This is a genomic window from Natronosalvus halobius (genome assembly GCF_024138145.1).
GTDB lineage: Archaea > Halobacteriota > Halobacteria > Halobacteriales > Natrialbaceae > Natronosalvus > Natronosalvus halobius.
Map to the genome: position 1 here is coordinate 2,795,308 of NZ_CP099997.1, position 12,256 is coordinate 2,807,563.

Here is a 12,256-nt window from a genome sequence, read left to right on the forward strand (position 1 = left end):
TCGCTTTCAGACTCAAACTCGCCCGAACGTCTCGTTCGAGATGCGCACCGGCGATGGCGTCGGGCCGGACAGGGTGATGTCGGACTCGGTCCGGACTCGGAGCCGCCTCCTGGTTCGCCGCTCTCGGCGTTCGGTTCGGTCGTCGCTCCGATCGGACTCACGACCGAAGGCCGCCTGCCAGGACGACGGCAGTTCGCGCACGCGCTTTTCGACGGTCGTTTTCCCGACGTCGTCGGCTTCCTCGTAGCCCAGTTGCGTTCGTTCGGTCGTGGGTCCCGCCGTGAGTTCCGTCGTGAGTGCTCCCTCGGGTTCACGGGCGACCGTATCGGTCGCCTCGAGTTCGCGGGCGACGCGCCCGAGTTCGTCGAAGAGATCGCTCGCGATGGTGTCGTCGGCGTCGATAGCGTCGTCAGTCGTGGGGTCGTGAGCGCCGTCACCGATGGCGGCGTCGGCGATCAGATCGTCGGGCGAATCGACGTCGAAGGCGTCGAGTACGGCGTCCGGATCGGGCGTGACGTCGTCGAAGACGTCCGAGGTGTCCGGTTCGTCCCTGGGGTAGTCGCTCATAGGTACTCGAGCGCTCCATCCCGTCCCTATTGGTTAGTCTCCTGTTAACCACTGTTTCGACGCGGCTGCAGGCGCTCTCCGTTTCGTTTGTCAGTGCCTACCGTGGTGGCGCCCAGGCCGATTTCCTCCCCGTCGATCACTCGAGTCCGTCGCCGGACAGTCGAAACACAGCGCGCGTCTCCTCGCCGGTCCGCTCGGTCTCGACCCGGGTTACCGTCGCGTCCACTTCGAACTCACGGGCCAGCCCCTCCAGGATGCCGTGGGCCATCGCCGGGTGGTCGCGGTGCGATCGGTAGGTAACCCGAAGGCCTGAATTGGTCGACTCGCAGGTCACTGTCGGCGGTCGGTTCTCGGCTGACTTCGCCGCGAGCGCGACGGCGATCTCTTCGAGCGCCTCGAGGAGGTCGGCGAGCGCCCAGTCGTCTCGCCAGTGCGCGCGGAAGTTCTGGAGTAACGCGGGAGCAAGCGTTCGGCCGAAGTCGCGCTCGACGGCGGCCACCTCGTGACCCGACAGCTCGGCGACGGTCTCGAGAATCGTCGCGATCTCCTCGTCGGGGTAGTGCGAGACCGGCAGGTAGAGCCGGGGATCGATCCCCGAGCGCTCGAGGACGACCGCCCAGCTCGCTTCGTCGGTCTTCTCGACGACGTAGGTCTTCAGCGTCTGGTGGACGAGTCCGTGCATCTGGGGCGAGTGTGTGCCGCGTAGTCGATGATCTGCCAGCACCTCCGGCGTATCTCCGGCGTATCTCCGGCGTATTTCTGGCGTATCTCCCGTTCGGATCGATGATTCGAGCCGACCGTAATATGTCGTTCGACTCATGGGTCTTCGGCCGCCCGTTTGCGGCAATTTTCCCAGCGGTCCCGGAACTCAGTTGAGGGAACCCGCGCTCTCGAGCGCCTCGGCGACGACTGGCGCGACTGAGACGGCGCTCGTCGGTCGCTCGAGGGTGTCGGTGCCGTAAACGGCCTCGACCCCGGCGTTCGAGAGCCGCGTGTAGGCGTTCCGGACGAGAAGCGGGTGGACGCAGGTGACGAAGACGCGCCCGACGCCGCGCTCGCCGAGGACGGCGACGGCCTCGCTCATCGTGCCGCCGGTGGCGATGATGTCGTCTGCGACGACGACGTCTCGATTCGCGACGTCGACGTCGCTCGGCGAGATTTCGACCTCGGTGCCGGAGCGGCGGGTCTTCTCGAAGTAGTCCGTGTCGCCGCGACCGTAGGCGTCGCAGACGGTTTCGGCCAGCTCGATCGCCCCCGAGTCCGGGGAGAGAAAGACGGGCTCCTCCAGGTCGGCCGGAAGCGGGTCGGCGAGGACGCTCGCGGCGTCGACGGGCGTCGCCGTCGGTTCGAAGAACTCACAGACGGAGTCCTCGTGCGGGGTGACGACGAAGACGGCGTCGGTGCCGGTCGAGATCGACCGGGCGACGGCGCGCGCCGAAATCGGCTCACCGGGTTCGAACGCCCTATCCTGGCGGCCGTAGCCCATGTACGGGATGACGGTGACGACCTCGGACGCCCCGGCCTCCTGGACGGCGTCCTGCAGACAGAGCAGTTCGACGTGGGCGTCGCTCGAGGCCGTCGCGGCGACGACGACGACGCGCTCGCCCTCGAGGTTTGCCGACTCGTCCTGGAGGCTGACGAACAGTTCGCCGTCGGGGAAGCGGTCGTAGGCGACGCTGGCGAGCGTCGCGTCGCGTTCGCGGGCCAGGGCGGCCGCGAGCGCCTGGGAACTCGAGGCGCTGACGATGGTGGTCATACGCGTGGAAAGCGTCCCCGTGGTAAAACCCGTTTTCGTTCGTCGCTCTCGTCGTCCTCGTCTTCGCTTCACTGCACCACCGTCTACGTCTCCGCTTCGCCGCTCCTGTCGCTTTCGCTTCCGCTTCGGCTTCGCCCGACGGCCGTCGACGTCGAGTCCCTACTCGTCGCTCTCGTTCGCTCCCTCGGCCGTTTCGGCGGCCTCGATGTCCACGTCGCCCGACCCACAGGGGCCGCCCTCGGTGACGCCGGCGATGCGGACCGTGCCGTCTCGGCGGACCAGGACGATGAGGTTGAGGCAGTCGGGGTCGCTCCAGTTCGCCGGCGTCACCTGTGTGAAGTCCGTGCCGTCGATGCGAGCGGTCACCCGGAAGTCGCCCCGTTCGTCGGGCCAGTCGGCCTCGAGCGTGGCGCCGCCGGTCTCGTCGTCGAACTCGTGGGTCGACCAGTGGGCGATTTCGCCGTCGTACTCGACGAGGACGTCGACCGTGTGGTCTACGTCGTCGAGGTTCTCGACGGTGATTTCGCCGAGACGCGTTCCGGCCGGTGCCGGTTCTTCCTCGCCGTCGTTCGGCCCATCCCCGTTTTCGTTCCCGTCACCTTCGTCGGCCGATCCCAGACAGCCAGCGGTCGCCATTGCACCGGCGATCCCCGTCGCTGCGAGCACCCGTCTGCGTGTCAATTCGGTCATATTCGAGCGAATGGGGTGCCCTGTTGATAACTCCCCGTCAGACGCTCGTCCGACGCCGATCGGTGGCGACTCAGGCGCGCTCGAGCGGAACGACCATCGCGGCGACGCCGCGAACGCCGACCGGATGGGGCCGCCAGCGGGCCTCGGTTCCCGGTCCCCGACCTGAGTCGGCCACCAGGACGGTTCCGTCCTCGGTAACCGCGTAGACGCCGTCGCCGTACGCGATGTCCACGAGGTCGGGGTTCGGCGCTTCGAGGCGCCGCCAGCCGTTTTCGCTCGCCGCTCCGGAGTCCGCTCCGTCCGCGCCGTGTTCGTACACTGCGTCGCCCAGCGCGTGGGCGCGAGCGAGCGATCCGGGGTCGCTCAGCGGATCCGCCGCGACCCGATCGAACGCTCCCTCGAGGTCGCGCATCCAGCCGTTGCCGAGGCGGTAGAGGCCGTCCGCGGTCGCTGCCAGGGGGATGCCGGCGGTGGAGACGTCACGGACGGCCGAGAGTCCGGCGTGTGCGAGCCGGGTTCCCGAGAGTCGGTAGACGCCCGCGTCGGTCGCGAGGAGGTCGCCGTCTGCGGCCCGGACGGTCGGTTCCTCGGAGGCCTTCGCGTCTGCAAACGCGAGGTCGCGCCAGTCGCCCACCGCGAGCGCCTCGAGGTCCAGACTGCCTGCTCGGCCACTCGTGTCAGCGGCCAATAGCGTCTCGTCGCGGATTCCGACGGTGACGGCGGGACCGAAGTCGGTTCGAGCGAACGCGGGCTCCTCGGACTCGCTCGACAGGTCCCAGACCAGGACGTCCTCGTCGGTCGCGACGGCCAACCAGCCGACGCCCGCCGCGAGGTCGCGGGCGGTACAGCGCTCGAGCAGCGAGAACTCGCCGACGGCGTCCCCCGAAATCAGCACGCGGACGACGCCCATCTCGGCTGCGACGTAGGCCGCCGTTGCCCCCTCGCGGGCACCGTAGACGCGCTTTTCGTCGATCGAGACCATACCTCGAGTCGGGCGGCGCGGGCTGAAAGGCTTGCTGTCTGCCGTCGCTCTCCGAGGGTATCCAAGTACTATAGAAATTATAGTGAATGGGGGGGGGGGGGGGGTGGATAGCCGGCGGACTGAGGACGGTCAGGTCAACGCGCGGACGTCCGGAGCGCTCGAGCGGGCCCGAAGCCGACCAGACCGCTTCGGAACCACTTTGACCTCGCCCGCTAGAGTTCCCGGCAATGAAGGTATTCGGATCGAGCGGGACCCGCGGCGTCGCCAACGAGGAACTGACGCCGGCGTTCGTACTCCGGGTCGCCAAAGCGGCGGGGACCGCCTGGGGGGTCGACCGGGTCGCAGTCGCTCGAGACACCCGGTACACGGGTCGAATGATGGCCGACGCGGCCACGAGCGGGCTGGCGAGTACGGGAACGGACGTCGACCGCCTCGGGATCGTCCCCACGCCCGGTGCGCAGTTCTACGCCGAGCGTGAGGGAGTGCCGACCATCGTCATCACGGCCTCGCACAACCCGCCCCAGTACAACGGCGTCAAACTCGTGGGAAGCGACGGGGTCGAACTCGCGGTGTCCGATCTCGAGGAGATCGAACAGACCCTGCTCGGAGAGACGTTCTCGGTCGCATCGTGGGACGAGACGGGCCGCGTTCGTGAGGTGGACGGCGTGCGTGAGGACTACGTCGACGAGTTACTGGTGAACGTCGACCGCGAGAAAATCGCCGATGCCGGACTGACGGTCGCACTCGATCCCGGTCACGGCGCCGGCTCGCTCACGAGTCCCGGCTTCTTCCGGGCGCTCGGTTGCCGCGTCGTCACGGTCAACGCCCAGCCCGACGGCCACTTCCCCGGCCGGGACCCGGAGCCGGTCAGCCAGAACCTCACCGATCTCGGTCGACTCGTCCGCGCGACCGACGCCGACCTCGGAGTAGCCCACGATGGGGACGCCGACCGGGCCATCTTCTTCGACGAGACCGGCACCTACGTCGAGGGCGACGCCACCCTGGCCGCCCTCGCCGCCGCGGAACTCGAGCCCGACGACGTCACCGTCTCCGCGGTAAACGTCTCCCAGCGGCTGGTCGACGTGGCCAACGACGTCGGCGCCGATCTCGAGTTGACGCCGATCGGCTCGACGAACATCATCACCCGGATCGAGGAACTCGAGTTGAACGACCGCCACGTCCCGATCGCGGGCGAGGGCAACGGCGGGATCTTCTTCCCCGACTTCCGGCTCGCCCGGGACGGCGGCTACACGGCCGCGCGATTCCTCGAACTCGTCGCCGACCGCCCAGTGAGCGAGATCGTCGCGCCCTACGACGGCTACGCGAACGTTCGCCGAAACGTCGCCTACGAGTCGACCGCCGAGCGCGACGCGATGCTCGACGCGGCGGCCAACCAGGCCCGGTCGGCCGACGCCGACCTCAACACGCGCGACGGCTACCGGCTGGATTACGGCGACGCCTGGGTGCTCGCCCGGCCTTCGGGGACTGAGCCACTCGTCCGGATCTACGCCGAGGCACGCGAGAGAGAGCGGGCCGAGGCGCTCGTCACCGAGATGCACGAGGCGCTGGTCGAGGCGAAAGAGCGCGCCTGATCGTTTTCCCTCGGGACGCTCGAGGTCGCCGCATTCGTGCACGTTCGAGAACGACGCATTCGTGTACGCTCGAGCCCGAACGAAGCGTATGCGCGAGTTACTCGAAGCCGTGGCCGCGGGGGAGTGTTCACCCGCCGAAGCCGAGGCTCAACTCAACGGGTACGTCACGGGCGAAGCGGGCCGATTCGACGCCGCCAGAGACACTCGTCGAGGAATCCCCGAGGCGATCCTCGCGGAGGGAAAGACGCCGGAACAGGTCGCGAGCCTGGCGACGACAGCCCTCGAAACGACGGGCCGGGCGCTCGTGACCCGACTCGGAGACGCTCACGTCGACGCGCTCGAGGAACGTCTCGAGGGGACGGTTCCGGACGTCACGGTCGACCGACGGGGAACGACCCTCCTCGCAACCGCGGCGGACCACGATCGGTCGGCGCTGGAGGCGACCGTGGCGATCGTCACCGCGGGCACGGTCGACGGCCCGGTCGCCGACGAGGCCGCCCTGGTCTGTGCCGACGCCGGCCTCGAGGTCGACCGGCTCGACGACGTGGGCGTCGCCGCGCTCACCCGGCTGATCGACCAGGTCGACCGAGTGCGGGCGGCCGACGTGGCGATCGTCGCGGCCGGCCGTGAGGGGGCGCTCCCGACCGTCGTCGCGGGTCTCGTCGACACCCCCGTGATCGGCGTACCGGTCTCGAGCGGTTACGGTCACGGTGGCGAAGGCGAGGCCGCCCTGGCGGGGATGCTTCAGTCGTGTACCGTCCTCTCGGTCGTGAACGTCGACGCCGGCTTCGTCGCCGGTGCTCAGGCGACGCTGATAGCTCGAGCGATCGACGAGGCTCGAACCGGCGAGTCGTAAGTCGCAGTAACGAAAGATAATGTCCCTTCTCAGAAAAACTTGGCAGCGTTTGGCAAAGACTATTTATCGATTGGGCACTAACTCGAGATGCCGGCGTCGTCCCGGCACACCATGCCAACGTGTACCCACTGCGGCGCGCACGTCTCCGAGCGCTTCGCACGCGTCTTCGCCGACGAAGACGGGAAGATCCACGCGTGTATCAGCTGTTCAGCCAACGCTGGGATCGCGGAAGCGGCGAGAGAGCGCGCCACCAGTTCCTGAGCGGCCAGCCCAGACGAACACCGGCGGACCCCACGCCGTAGCGAGGCTTTTTGGTATCGCCCACCTACTGATCGACGAGTCGATGACCGAGCGACACACGGTGTACGTCCTCAAGTGCGCCGATGGCAGCCTCTACACGGGCTACACGACCGACCTCGAGCGACGCGTCGACGAGCACAACGCGGGAACGGGGGCGAAGTACACTCGCGGTCGCGGCCCCGTCGAGGTCGTCCACGTCGAACGCTACACCTCGAAATCGACCGCGATGAGCAGGGAGTACGAAATTAAACAGTTCGCACGCTCGCGGAAGGAGCGGTTGGTCGGCTTTGAGGGCGAGTGAGGTGAGAACGGCGAGTGAGGCGAGAAGCGCGCAACATATCTGTTTTCGACCAAACGACTGGATTTCGTCCTGGACGGTCCGGTGTGCGTGTACAGAGTTTCCGTCGAAAACCGTTAACTCACTCGCGGGGGTACGAACAATGGCGTTCGGTAGCATTTAACACGACTTCGGGCGCCGGTTACCGTTCGAACCACACGAGCGAGAGGGGAATCATGGCAACAGCACACAAACTCGACTGCGAATCGGCGGCGAACGATTGCCGGTTCGTCGTCCAGTCGGAAGACGAGGGAGAAGCGATCGAACTGGCGAGAAATCACATGAAGGAGGCCCACGGAAAGGATTACACGGACGAGGAACTGCAGACTGAATACCTGCAATCGGTCTGAGTTCCGTCCGGCGATTCGATTTTTGCTCAGTCGCTCGAACCCGGACTCGAACTCGAATCTGCACCCGAGCCCGAGCTCGAACCCGACGCCCGCGGCGTCGTTACCTCCGGCGAGATGAACGCGTACTGGACCAGCAGCCGGCCGAGTTTCTCGACGCGCTCCTGGAGGTCGGGGTCGACGAACGCCCGGCCGTCGATGGCGTTCGGATCGGTCTCGAACTGGCTGGACGCGTTCCGGATGCCGACCTGGTGCGGGAGGACCCAGCCGTGAACGCCCCGGACGGTGATCCGGAGGTGATCAAGGGTCGACCCGTAGGTTCCGCCGCCGGCGGTCGCCAGTAGGCCGACGGTGGTGTCCTCGTACTCGTCCCAGCCGCAGTAGTCGTGAAAGTTCTTCAGGGCCCCGGAGTACGATCCGTGGTAGACGGGCGTCCCGAGGACGACCGCGTCGGCGTCGCGGACGATCTGCTTCGCGGCGTCTCCATCCCCCTGTCCGTCGGCGTCGGGGTCGTAGACGGGGAGGTCGTACTCGCGGAGGTCGAGCAGCGTCGTTTCGGCGCCGGCGTCGGCCGCCGCCTGGAGGACGTACTGGAGGGCCGTCCGGGTCGTACTCTCCTTGCGGAGGCTCCCCGAGACGGCGACGACGTGTGGAGCGGCTTCCATACGCGCTCTACCGGGTCGCGCGGTAAAACGGACTCGATACGGCCAGCCGTTACCACTTCCAGCCGCATCTCGTACCGACCGTGATTCGATTCCCTCCTGGACCGACTGCGGTTCGACCGCGTTCCAGAACGACCGTGGTTCGATGCTCGAAGCCGTCGGCTCTGGACCCCGGATGCGACGCCGCCACTGTCACCCTCGTGTGCGTGCGTCGGTTTTTTCGACCAGGGCGACGACGGTCCGCGTATGGATCCGGAGACGGAAACGGACGCGACGGTGGCCGACGACAGGGCAGCGATCTCCTTCGGCACCGACGGCTGGCGAGCCACGCTCGAGGAGTTCACCGCACCGCGCGTGCGGATGGTCGTCCAGGCCATCGCGACGACGCTTCGCGAGGAGGGGAAGACGGCACCGGTCGTCGTCGGCTACGACGCCCGCGAGACCTCCCGCGGGTTCGCCGAGGAGGTCAGTCGCGTCCTGTGTGCCAACGGCTTCGACGTCCTGGTGAGCGACCGCGACCGGCCGACGCCGCTGTGTGCACACGCGGTCGTCGACCGGAACCTCTCGGCGGCGGTCGTGCTCACGGCCTCACACAACCCGCCGTCGTACAACGGCATCAAGTTCATCCCCGACGACGGCGCCCCGGCACTCCCTCCGGTTATGGACGCCATCGCGGACTCGCTCGCCGTCCCCGACCCGCTTCCCGAGGCGGAGCACGGTTCGGTTCGCGAGGTCGACCTCGTCGACGCACACGCCGAGGCCTGTATCGAGGTCGTCCGCTCGGTTGCTGGGGATATCGACCCCGAAGCCGCACTCGAGGGTCTGCCCATCGCCTACGACGCGATGCACGGCAGCGGCCGGGGGACGACCGACGCCCTCCTCGAGCGCGTCGGGGTGAACGTCGAGCGCCTCCGGTGCACTCGTGACCCCGAGTTCGGCGGGGGGTCGCCCGAACCCGCGGCGGAGAACCTCGAGGAACTGGTCGAGGCGGTCACCGAAGGGGGCGCGGCGCTCGGGATCGCCAACGACGGCGACGCCGACCGGATTGCGGTCGTCACGCCCGACCGTGGCCTCCTCGACGAGAACCTCTTCTTCGCCGCGCTCTACGATTTCCTGCTCGAGTCGAACGACGGGCCGGCGATTCGGACGGTGTCGACGACCTTCCTGATCGACCGTATCGCCGAGGCCCACGGCGAGTCGGTCCACGAGGTGCCCGTCGGCTTCAAGTGGGTCGCCGAGGCGATGGCCGATCACGACGCCCTCGTCGGCGGCGAGGAGTCGGGCGGATTCACCGTCCGCGGTCACGTCCGCGAGAAAGACGGTGTTCTGATGGCCCTGCTCGCGGCCATTATGCACGCCGCGGAACCGATCGACGACCGGGTCCACCGCCTGCTCGAGACCCACGGTGAAATCGCCCAGGGGAAGATCAGCGTCGCCTGTCCCGACGACGAGAAGGCTGCCGTTCTGGCGGCGCTCGAGGACGAAATCCCCGACGCGGTCGCGGGGACGCCGGTCGCGACCGTCAACGCGGCCGACGGGTTCAAACTGACCCTCGAGGACGGCTCCTGGATGCTCGTCCGCCCGAGCGGGACCGAACCCGTCCTGCGTGTCTACGCCGAAGCCGAGCGCAACGAGCGTGTCCAGGAACTGCTCGAGGCGGGCGAGGAATTGCTCGACCCGCTCGTCTGACGGCGGGGCGCGAACGCCCTCTCTTCCGCGGTAACTGTTCTCTTCCTCCGGTAAGCGACCCCTTACGACGCGATTCGGGGCCAAGGTTTTTGCGATCGGTCGTGGCCCGTAGCCTATGGCCGATACGACGAGCTACAAGGACGAGATCACGAGAGAGGAAGCGGCGGACCTGCTCCAGGAACTCGCCCGCGAAATTCGAAGCGGTGGCGACGCCAACATCACCGTCGGGAACAAGGTGGTAACGCTCTCGCCGGATGCCCAGGTAACCTACGACCTGGAGGTCGAGGAACGCTCCCCGATGCTCGGCGGCCGGCGAGAGGAGATCGACTTGACACTGACCTGGGGCGTGAAGAAGGAAACGGAGTGACCATCTCGAGCCCGGGGTTGCTCTCGCCGGGTCGGCGATTATCCCTCGAGAACCCGTTCGTCCACTATGGCCAAACGCGACACCGAGGACGCGGCCTACATGGAACTGACGCCCGATAGCTGGCACCAGCACGACGGCAGCTACGCGATCGACTGCCCGGAGTGTGGGTCGTTGGCGTCACTCTCGAACGTCATCGAGCACAACCGGTGTAACGGGTTCCTCGCTCGCCACTCCGAGGGCGAATCGGAGGGGACGGACTGTACGGCGAAGCTGTGGTTCGAACTAGGGTACTCCGAGAAACCGCCGTCCTCGGACGAGAGCGCGACCGAGTCGACCGCGACGACGACGGCGGAGGACGACGACGTCGAGGACAAACACGACAGTCCGGCGGGTACCGACGGAACGGTCGACGAGTCCCAGCGTGGGTGAGCGACGGGCTATCGTCGTCGGTCGGGGCCAGAGCCCGCCTCGAGTTGGCCGGATCGGCCGATCACCTCGAGTCAGCGCAAACGGTCGCTCCCCCTCGAGTTATCCGAAACGGTCGGCCTCTTCGGGCCAGACGGACCGCTCTCACTCGCCTCGAGCCAACCGCGACCCAATCTTTTCGGGGAGCCCCGCCTCGGCCACGGCCTGCTGGACGCGCTCGACGTCGTAGGCGACGCGACGCGTTTCTACCTCGAGGGCCTCGATGTCCAGGACGGCGTAGGCCGCCCGAGGGTCTTCGTCTCGAGGCTGACCGACGCTGCCCGGATTCACGACGACGCCCTCGGCGTACCGCTCGACGTGCTGAACGTGGGTGTGGCCGAGCACCAGCACCGACTCGTCCTCGAGCAGCCGCGGCGAGAAGTCCTGCGGGTAGGTGTACCGGTCGGGATCCGCGGGGTGACCGTGGACGATTTTCACCTGGCCGTCGAACGCGAGGCGCTCGTCGGGCAACGAGGCGAGCCACTCCCGCTGGGCGTCGGTCAGGCGCTCGCGAGCGAGTTCGACCCCCGCCGCAGCCATCGCGTTGAACCGAAACGTCGTCTCTCGAGCGACCGCCCGGTCGTGGTTCCCCATCACCGTCGGCACCTCGAGGTCCCGCAGCCGGTCGACGCACTCGGCCGGCCAGGGATTGTAGCCCACGACGTCACCCGCACAGACCAGCGCGTCGATGTCGGGGAGGTCCGCGAGGACAGCCTCGAGCGCGGGGAGGTTCCCGTGCACGTCAGAGCAAAGTCCGATCCGCATGGCTGTCACTACTGACGTGAGATACATGTATGTGCGGGCGGGCGAACGTCCCGGACGAAACCGACCACAACCGGCCACAACGGTTATGTCGCGGGTGTATGCGGCCAGAACAGTAATGAGCGGGGCCCGTGACCCTTCGCCTAACGTCGACTCGACGTCGCCACCATGGAACCGAGTATCCCCGAATCGATCGAGGCACCGTCGAACGTGCTCCTCGTTCACGAGACGAACCAGCCAGTAGACGCCTGCCACGACCTCTGTCAGTCGTGTTCGGAGGTCGCCGAGTTGCGCGTCTCGTTCGCCGGGGCACAGACGGACTGTCGGCCGACGGCCAGCGACGGTCCGGCAAAACTCGGCATCATCTCCGTGGGCGACGTCCTGCGAGCAGCCGAGGCTACCACGGGACCGGATTACTCCGCCCCGTTCGTCGTCGATGCGATCGACGACCCGACCGATCTGTCGGCCCTCGGCGTCACGATCAGCGAATTCTGCGAGCAGTGGGGCGAGCAGTACCACGTCCGGATATGCTTTCACTCCCTGGACATGCTCCTGCGTTACGCCCCGCCGAAGCAAGTGTTTCACTTCGCGTACGTCCTCACCAAACGACTCTCGAGTGTCGACGCGATCGCTCACTTCCACCTCGACCCGACGGCACACGAGGATCGCATCGTCGCGACGTTCGGCTCGATGTTCGACGAGGTGGTCGTCGACGAGAGCGTCCAGGACGATCTGCCGGAGGCGACCGACGAGGACGTCGCGGCATTGCTGTCGAACTGGGGCGAGGACGAGTACGAGACCTGGCCGACGATCGACCTGGCCGACATCGACGAAGCGACCGACGACGACGTCGCTCGCGTGCTCGAGAACTGATTTTCCTATCC

16 protein-coding genes are annotated in these 12,256 nt (G+C 67.3%); 9 read left to right on the forward strand and 7 right to left on the reverse strand.

Annotated features, from left to right (window positions below):
- Positions 1-12: 12 nt before the first annotated feature.
- From NGM15_RS13590 to NGM15_RS13610, 5 genes are all read right to left on the reverse strand, one after another.
- Entirely contained in the window at positions 13-567 is a 555-nt protein-coding gene (locus NGM15_RS13590; RefSeq protein ID WP_253431962.1) for a hypothetical protein, read from the reverse strand.
- A 136-nt stretch (positions 568-703) separates the two neighbouring features.
- Positions 704-1,249, reverse strand: coding sequence for a heme NO-binding domain-containing protein (locus tag NGM15_RS13595; RefSeq protein ID WP_253431964.1), 546 nt, complete (start codon positions 1,247-1,249; stop codon positions 704-706).
- A 186-nt stretch (positions 1,250-1,435) separates the two neighbouring features.
- Positions 1,436-2,323: a ribose-phosphate diphosphokinase gene (locus tag NGM15_RS13600; protein WP_253431967.1), complete on the reverse strand. Its 888-nt coding sequence runs from the start codon at positions 2,321-2,323 to the stop codon at positions 1,436-1,438.
- Between the two features lie 159 nt (positions 2,324-2,482).
- The gene (locus tag NGM15_RS13605; protein ID WP_253431970.1) at positions 2,483-3,013 is read right to left on the reverse strand and encodes a hypothetical protein; all 531 of its coding nucleotides are present in this window, start codon (positions 3,011-3,013) and stop codon (positions 2,483-2,485) included.
- A 70-nt stretch (positions 3,014-3,083) separates the two neighbouring features.
- The gene (locus NGM15_RS13610) at positions 3,084-3,995 is read right to left on the reverse strand and encodes an HVO_0234 family beta-propeller protein (protein ID WP_253431973.1); all 912 of its coding nucleotides are present in this window, start codon (positions 3,993-3,995) and stop codon (positions 3,084-3,086) included.
- A gap of 227 nt (positions 3,996-4,222) precedes the next feature.
- Here NGM15_RS13610 and glmM point away from each other — a divergent pair, with 227 nt between their 5' ends.
- The 5 genes from glmM (at position 4,223) to NGM15_RS13635 (ending at position 7,430) form a co-directional block, all read left to right on the forward strand.
- A complete protein-coding gene (glmM, locus tag NGM15_RS13615) occupies positions 4,223-5,587 on the forward strand; it encodes a phosphoglucosamine mutase (protein ID WP_253431975.1) in 1,365 nt (454 codons plus the stop codon).
- Between the two features lie 88 nt (positions 5,588-5,675).
- Positions 5,676-6,443 (forward strand): nickel pincer cofactor biosynthesis protein LarB, encoded by a 768-nt coding sequence (gene larB / locus NGM15_RS13620; protein WP_253431978.1) that lies wholly within the window; start codon positions 5,676-5,678, stop codon positions 6,441-6,443.
- A gap of 111 nt (positions 6,444-6,554) precedes the next feature.
- Positions 6,555-6,704, forward strand: a complete 150-nt coding sequence (locus NGM15_RS13625; RefSeq protein WP_253431981.1) for a DUF7563 family protein — start codon at positions 6,555-6,557, stop codon at positions 6,702-6,704.
- 82 nt (positions 6,705-6,786) lie between these two features.
- Positions 6,787-7,044, forward strand: coding sequence for a GIY-YIG nuclease family protein (locus tag NGM15_RS13630; RefSeq protein ID WP_253431984.1), 258 nt, complete (start codon positions 6,787-6,789; stop codon positions 7,042-7,044).
- 212 nt (positions 7,045-7,256) lie between these two features.
- Positions 7,257-7,430, forward strand: coding sequence for a DUF1059 domain-containing protein (locus tag NGM15_RS13635; protein ID WP_253431987.1), 174 nt, complete (start codon positions 7,257-7,259; stop codon positions 7,428-7,430).
- A gap of 26 nt (positions 7,431-7,456) precedes the next feature.
- Here the strand turns inward: NGM15_RS13635 and NGM15_RS13640 are convergent, their stop codons facing one another.
- Positions 7,457-8,092, reverse strand: a complete 636-nt coding sequence (locus NGM15_RS13640) for an NADPH-dependent FMN reductase (protein WP_253431990.1) — start codon at positions 8,090-8,092, stop codon at positions 7,457-7,459.
- Positions 8,093-8,335: 243 nt separating this feature from the next.
- Here NGM15_RS13640 and NGM15_RS13645 point away from each other — a divergent pair, with 243 nt between their 5' ends.
- The 3 genes from NGM15_RS13645 to NGM15_RS13655 all read left to right on the forward strand — a co-directional run bounded on the left by NGM15_RS13645 (position 8,336) and on the right by NGM15_RS13655 (position 10,574).
- The gene (locus NGM15_RS13645; RefSeq protein WP_253431993.1) at positions 8,336-9,778 is read left to right on the forward strand and encodes a phosphoglucomutase/phosphomannomutase family protein; all 1,443 of its coding nucleotides are present in this window, start codon (positions 8,336-8,338) and stop codon (positions 9,776-9,778) included.
- Positions 9,779-9,893: 115 nt separating this feature from the next.
- Positions 9,894-10,145: an amphi-Trp domain-containing protein gene (locus NGM15_RS13650; protein ID WP_253431996.1), complete on the forward strand. Its 252-nt coding sequence runs from the start codon at positions 9,894-9,896 to the stop codon at positions 10,143-10,145.
- 66 nt (positions 10,146-10,211) lie between these two features.
- The gene (locus NGM15_RS13655) at positions 10,212-10,574 is read left to right on the forward strand and encodes a hypothetical protein (RefSeq protein WP_253431998.1); all 363 of its coding nucleotides are present in this window, start codon (positions 10,212-10,214) and stop codon (positions 10,572-10,574) included.
- Positions 10,575-10,715: 141 nt separating this feature from the next.
- Here NGM15_RS13655 and NGM15_RS13660 read toward each other — a convergent pair whose 3' ends face one another.
- Positions 10,716-11,375: a metallophosphoesterase family protein gene (locus NGM15_RS13660; RefSeq protein WP_253432001.1), complete on the reverse strand. Its 660-nt coding sequence runs from the start codon at positions 11,373-11,375 to the stop codon at positions 10,716-10,718.
- Positions 11,376-11,540: 165 nt separating this feature from the next.
- On the opposite strand from NGM15_RS13660, the gene NGM15_RS13665 reads away from it, so the two are divergent.
- Positions 11,541-12,245 (forward strand): DUF7504 family protein, encoded by a 705-nt coding sequence (locus NGM15_RS13665; RefSeq protein WP_253432003.1) that lies wholly within the window; start codon positions 11,541-11,543, stop codon positions 12,243-12,245.
- The last annotated feature ends 11 nt before the right edge of the window (positions 12,246-12,256 follow it).

Coding starts and splice junctions, on each gene's coding strand:
- NGM15_RS13590 (WP_253431962.1), bottom strand. CDS start 567: ATGAGCGACTACCCCAGGGACGAACCGGACACCTCGGACGTCTTCGAC.
- NGM15_RS13595 (WP_253431964.1), bottom strand. CDS start 1,249: ATGCACGGACTCGTCCACCAGACGCTGAAGACCTACGTCGTCGAGAAG.
- NGM15_RS13600 (WP_253431967.1), bottom strand. CDS start 2,323: ATGACCACCATCGTCAGCGCCTCGAGTTCCCAGGCGCTCGCGGCCGCC.
- NGM15_RS13605 (WP_253431970.1), bottom strand. CDS start 3,013: ATGACCGAATTGACACGCAGACGGGTGCTCGCAGCGACGGGGATCGCC.
- NGM15_RS13610 (WP_253431973.1), bottom strand. CDS start 3,995: ATGGTCTCGATCGACGAAAAGCGCGTCTACGGTGCCCGCGAGGGGGCA.
- glmM (WP_253431975.1), top strand. CDS start 4,223: ATGAAGGTATTCGGATCGAGCGGGACCCGCGGCGTCGCCAACGAGGAA.
- larB (WP_253431978.1), top strand. CDS start 5,676: ATGCGCGAGTTACTCGAAGCCGTGGCCGCGGGGGAGTGTTCACCCGCC.
- NGM15_RS13625 (WP_253431981.1), top strand. CDS start 6,555: ATGCCAACGTGTACCCACTGCGGCGCGCACGTCTCCGAGCGCTTCGCA.
- NGM15_RS13630 (WP_253431984.1), top strand. CDS start 6,787: ATGACCGAGCGACACACGGTGTACGTCCTCAAGTGCGCCGATGGCAGC.
- NGM15_RS13635 (WP_253431987.1), top strand. CDS start 7,257: ATGGCAACAGCACACAAACTCGACTGCGAATCGGCGGCGAACGATTGC.
- NGM15_RS13640 (WP_253431990.1), bottom strand. CDS start 8,092: ATGGAAGCCGCTCCACACGTCGTCGCCGTCTCGGGGAGCCTCCGCAAG.
- NGM15_RS13645 (WP_253431993.1), top strand. CDS start 8,336: ATGGATCCGGAGACGGAAACGGACGCGACGGTGGCCGACGACAGGGCA.
- NGM15_RS13650 (WP_253431996.1), top strand. CDS start 9,894: ATGGCCGATACGACGAGCTACAAGGACGAGATCACGAGAGAGGAAGCG.
- NGM15_RS13655 (WP_253431998.1), top strand. CDS start 10,212: ATGGCCAAACGCGACACCGAGGACGCGGCCTACATGGAACTGACGCCC.
- NGM15_RS13660 (WP_253432001.1), bottom strand. CDS start 11,375: ATGCGGATCGGACTTTGCTCTGACGTGCACGGGAACCTCCCCGCGCTC.
- NGM15_RS13665 (WP_253432003.1), top strand. CDS start 11,541: ATGGAACCGAGTATCCCCGAATCGATCGAGGCACCGTCGAACGTGCTC.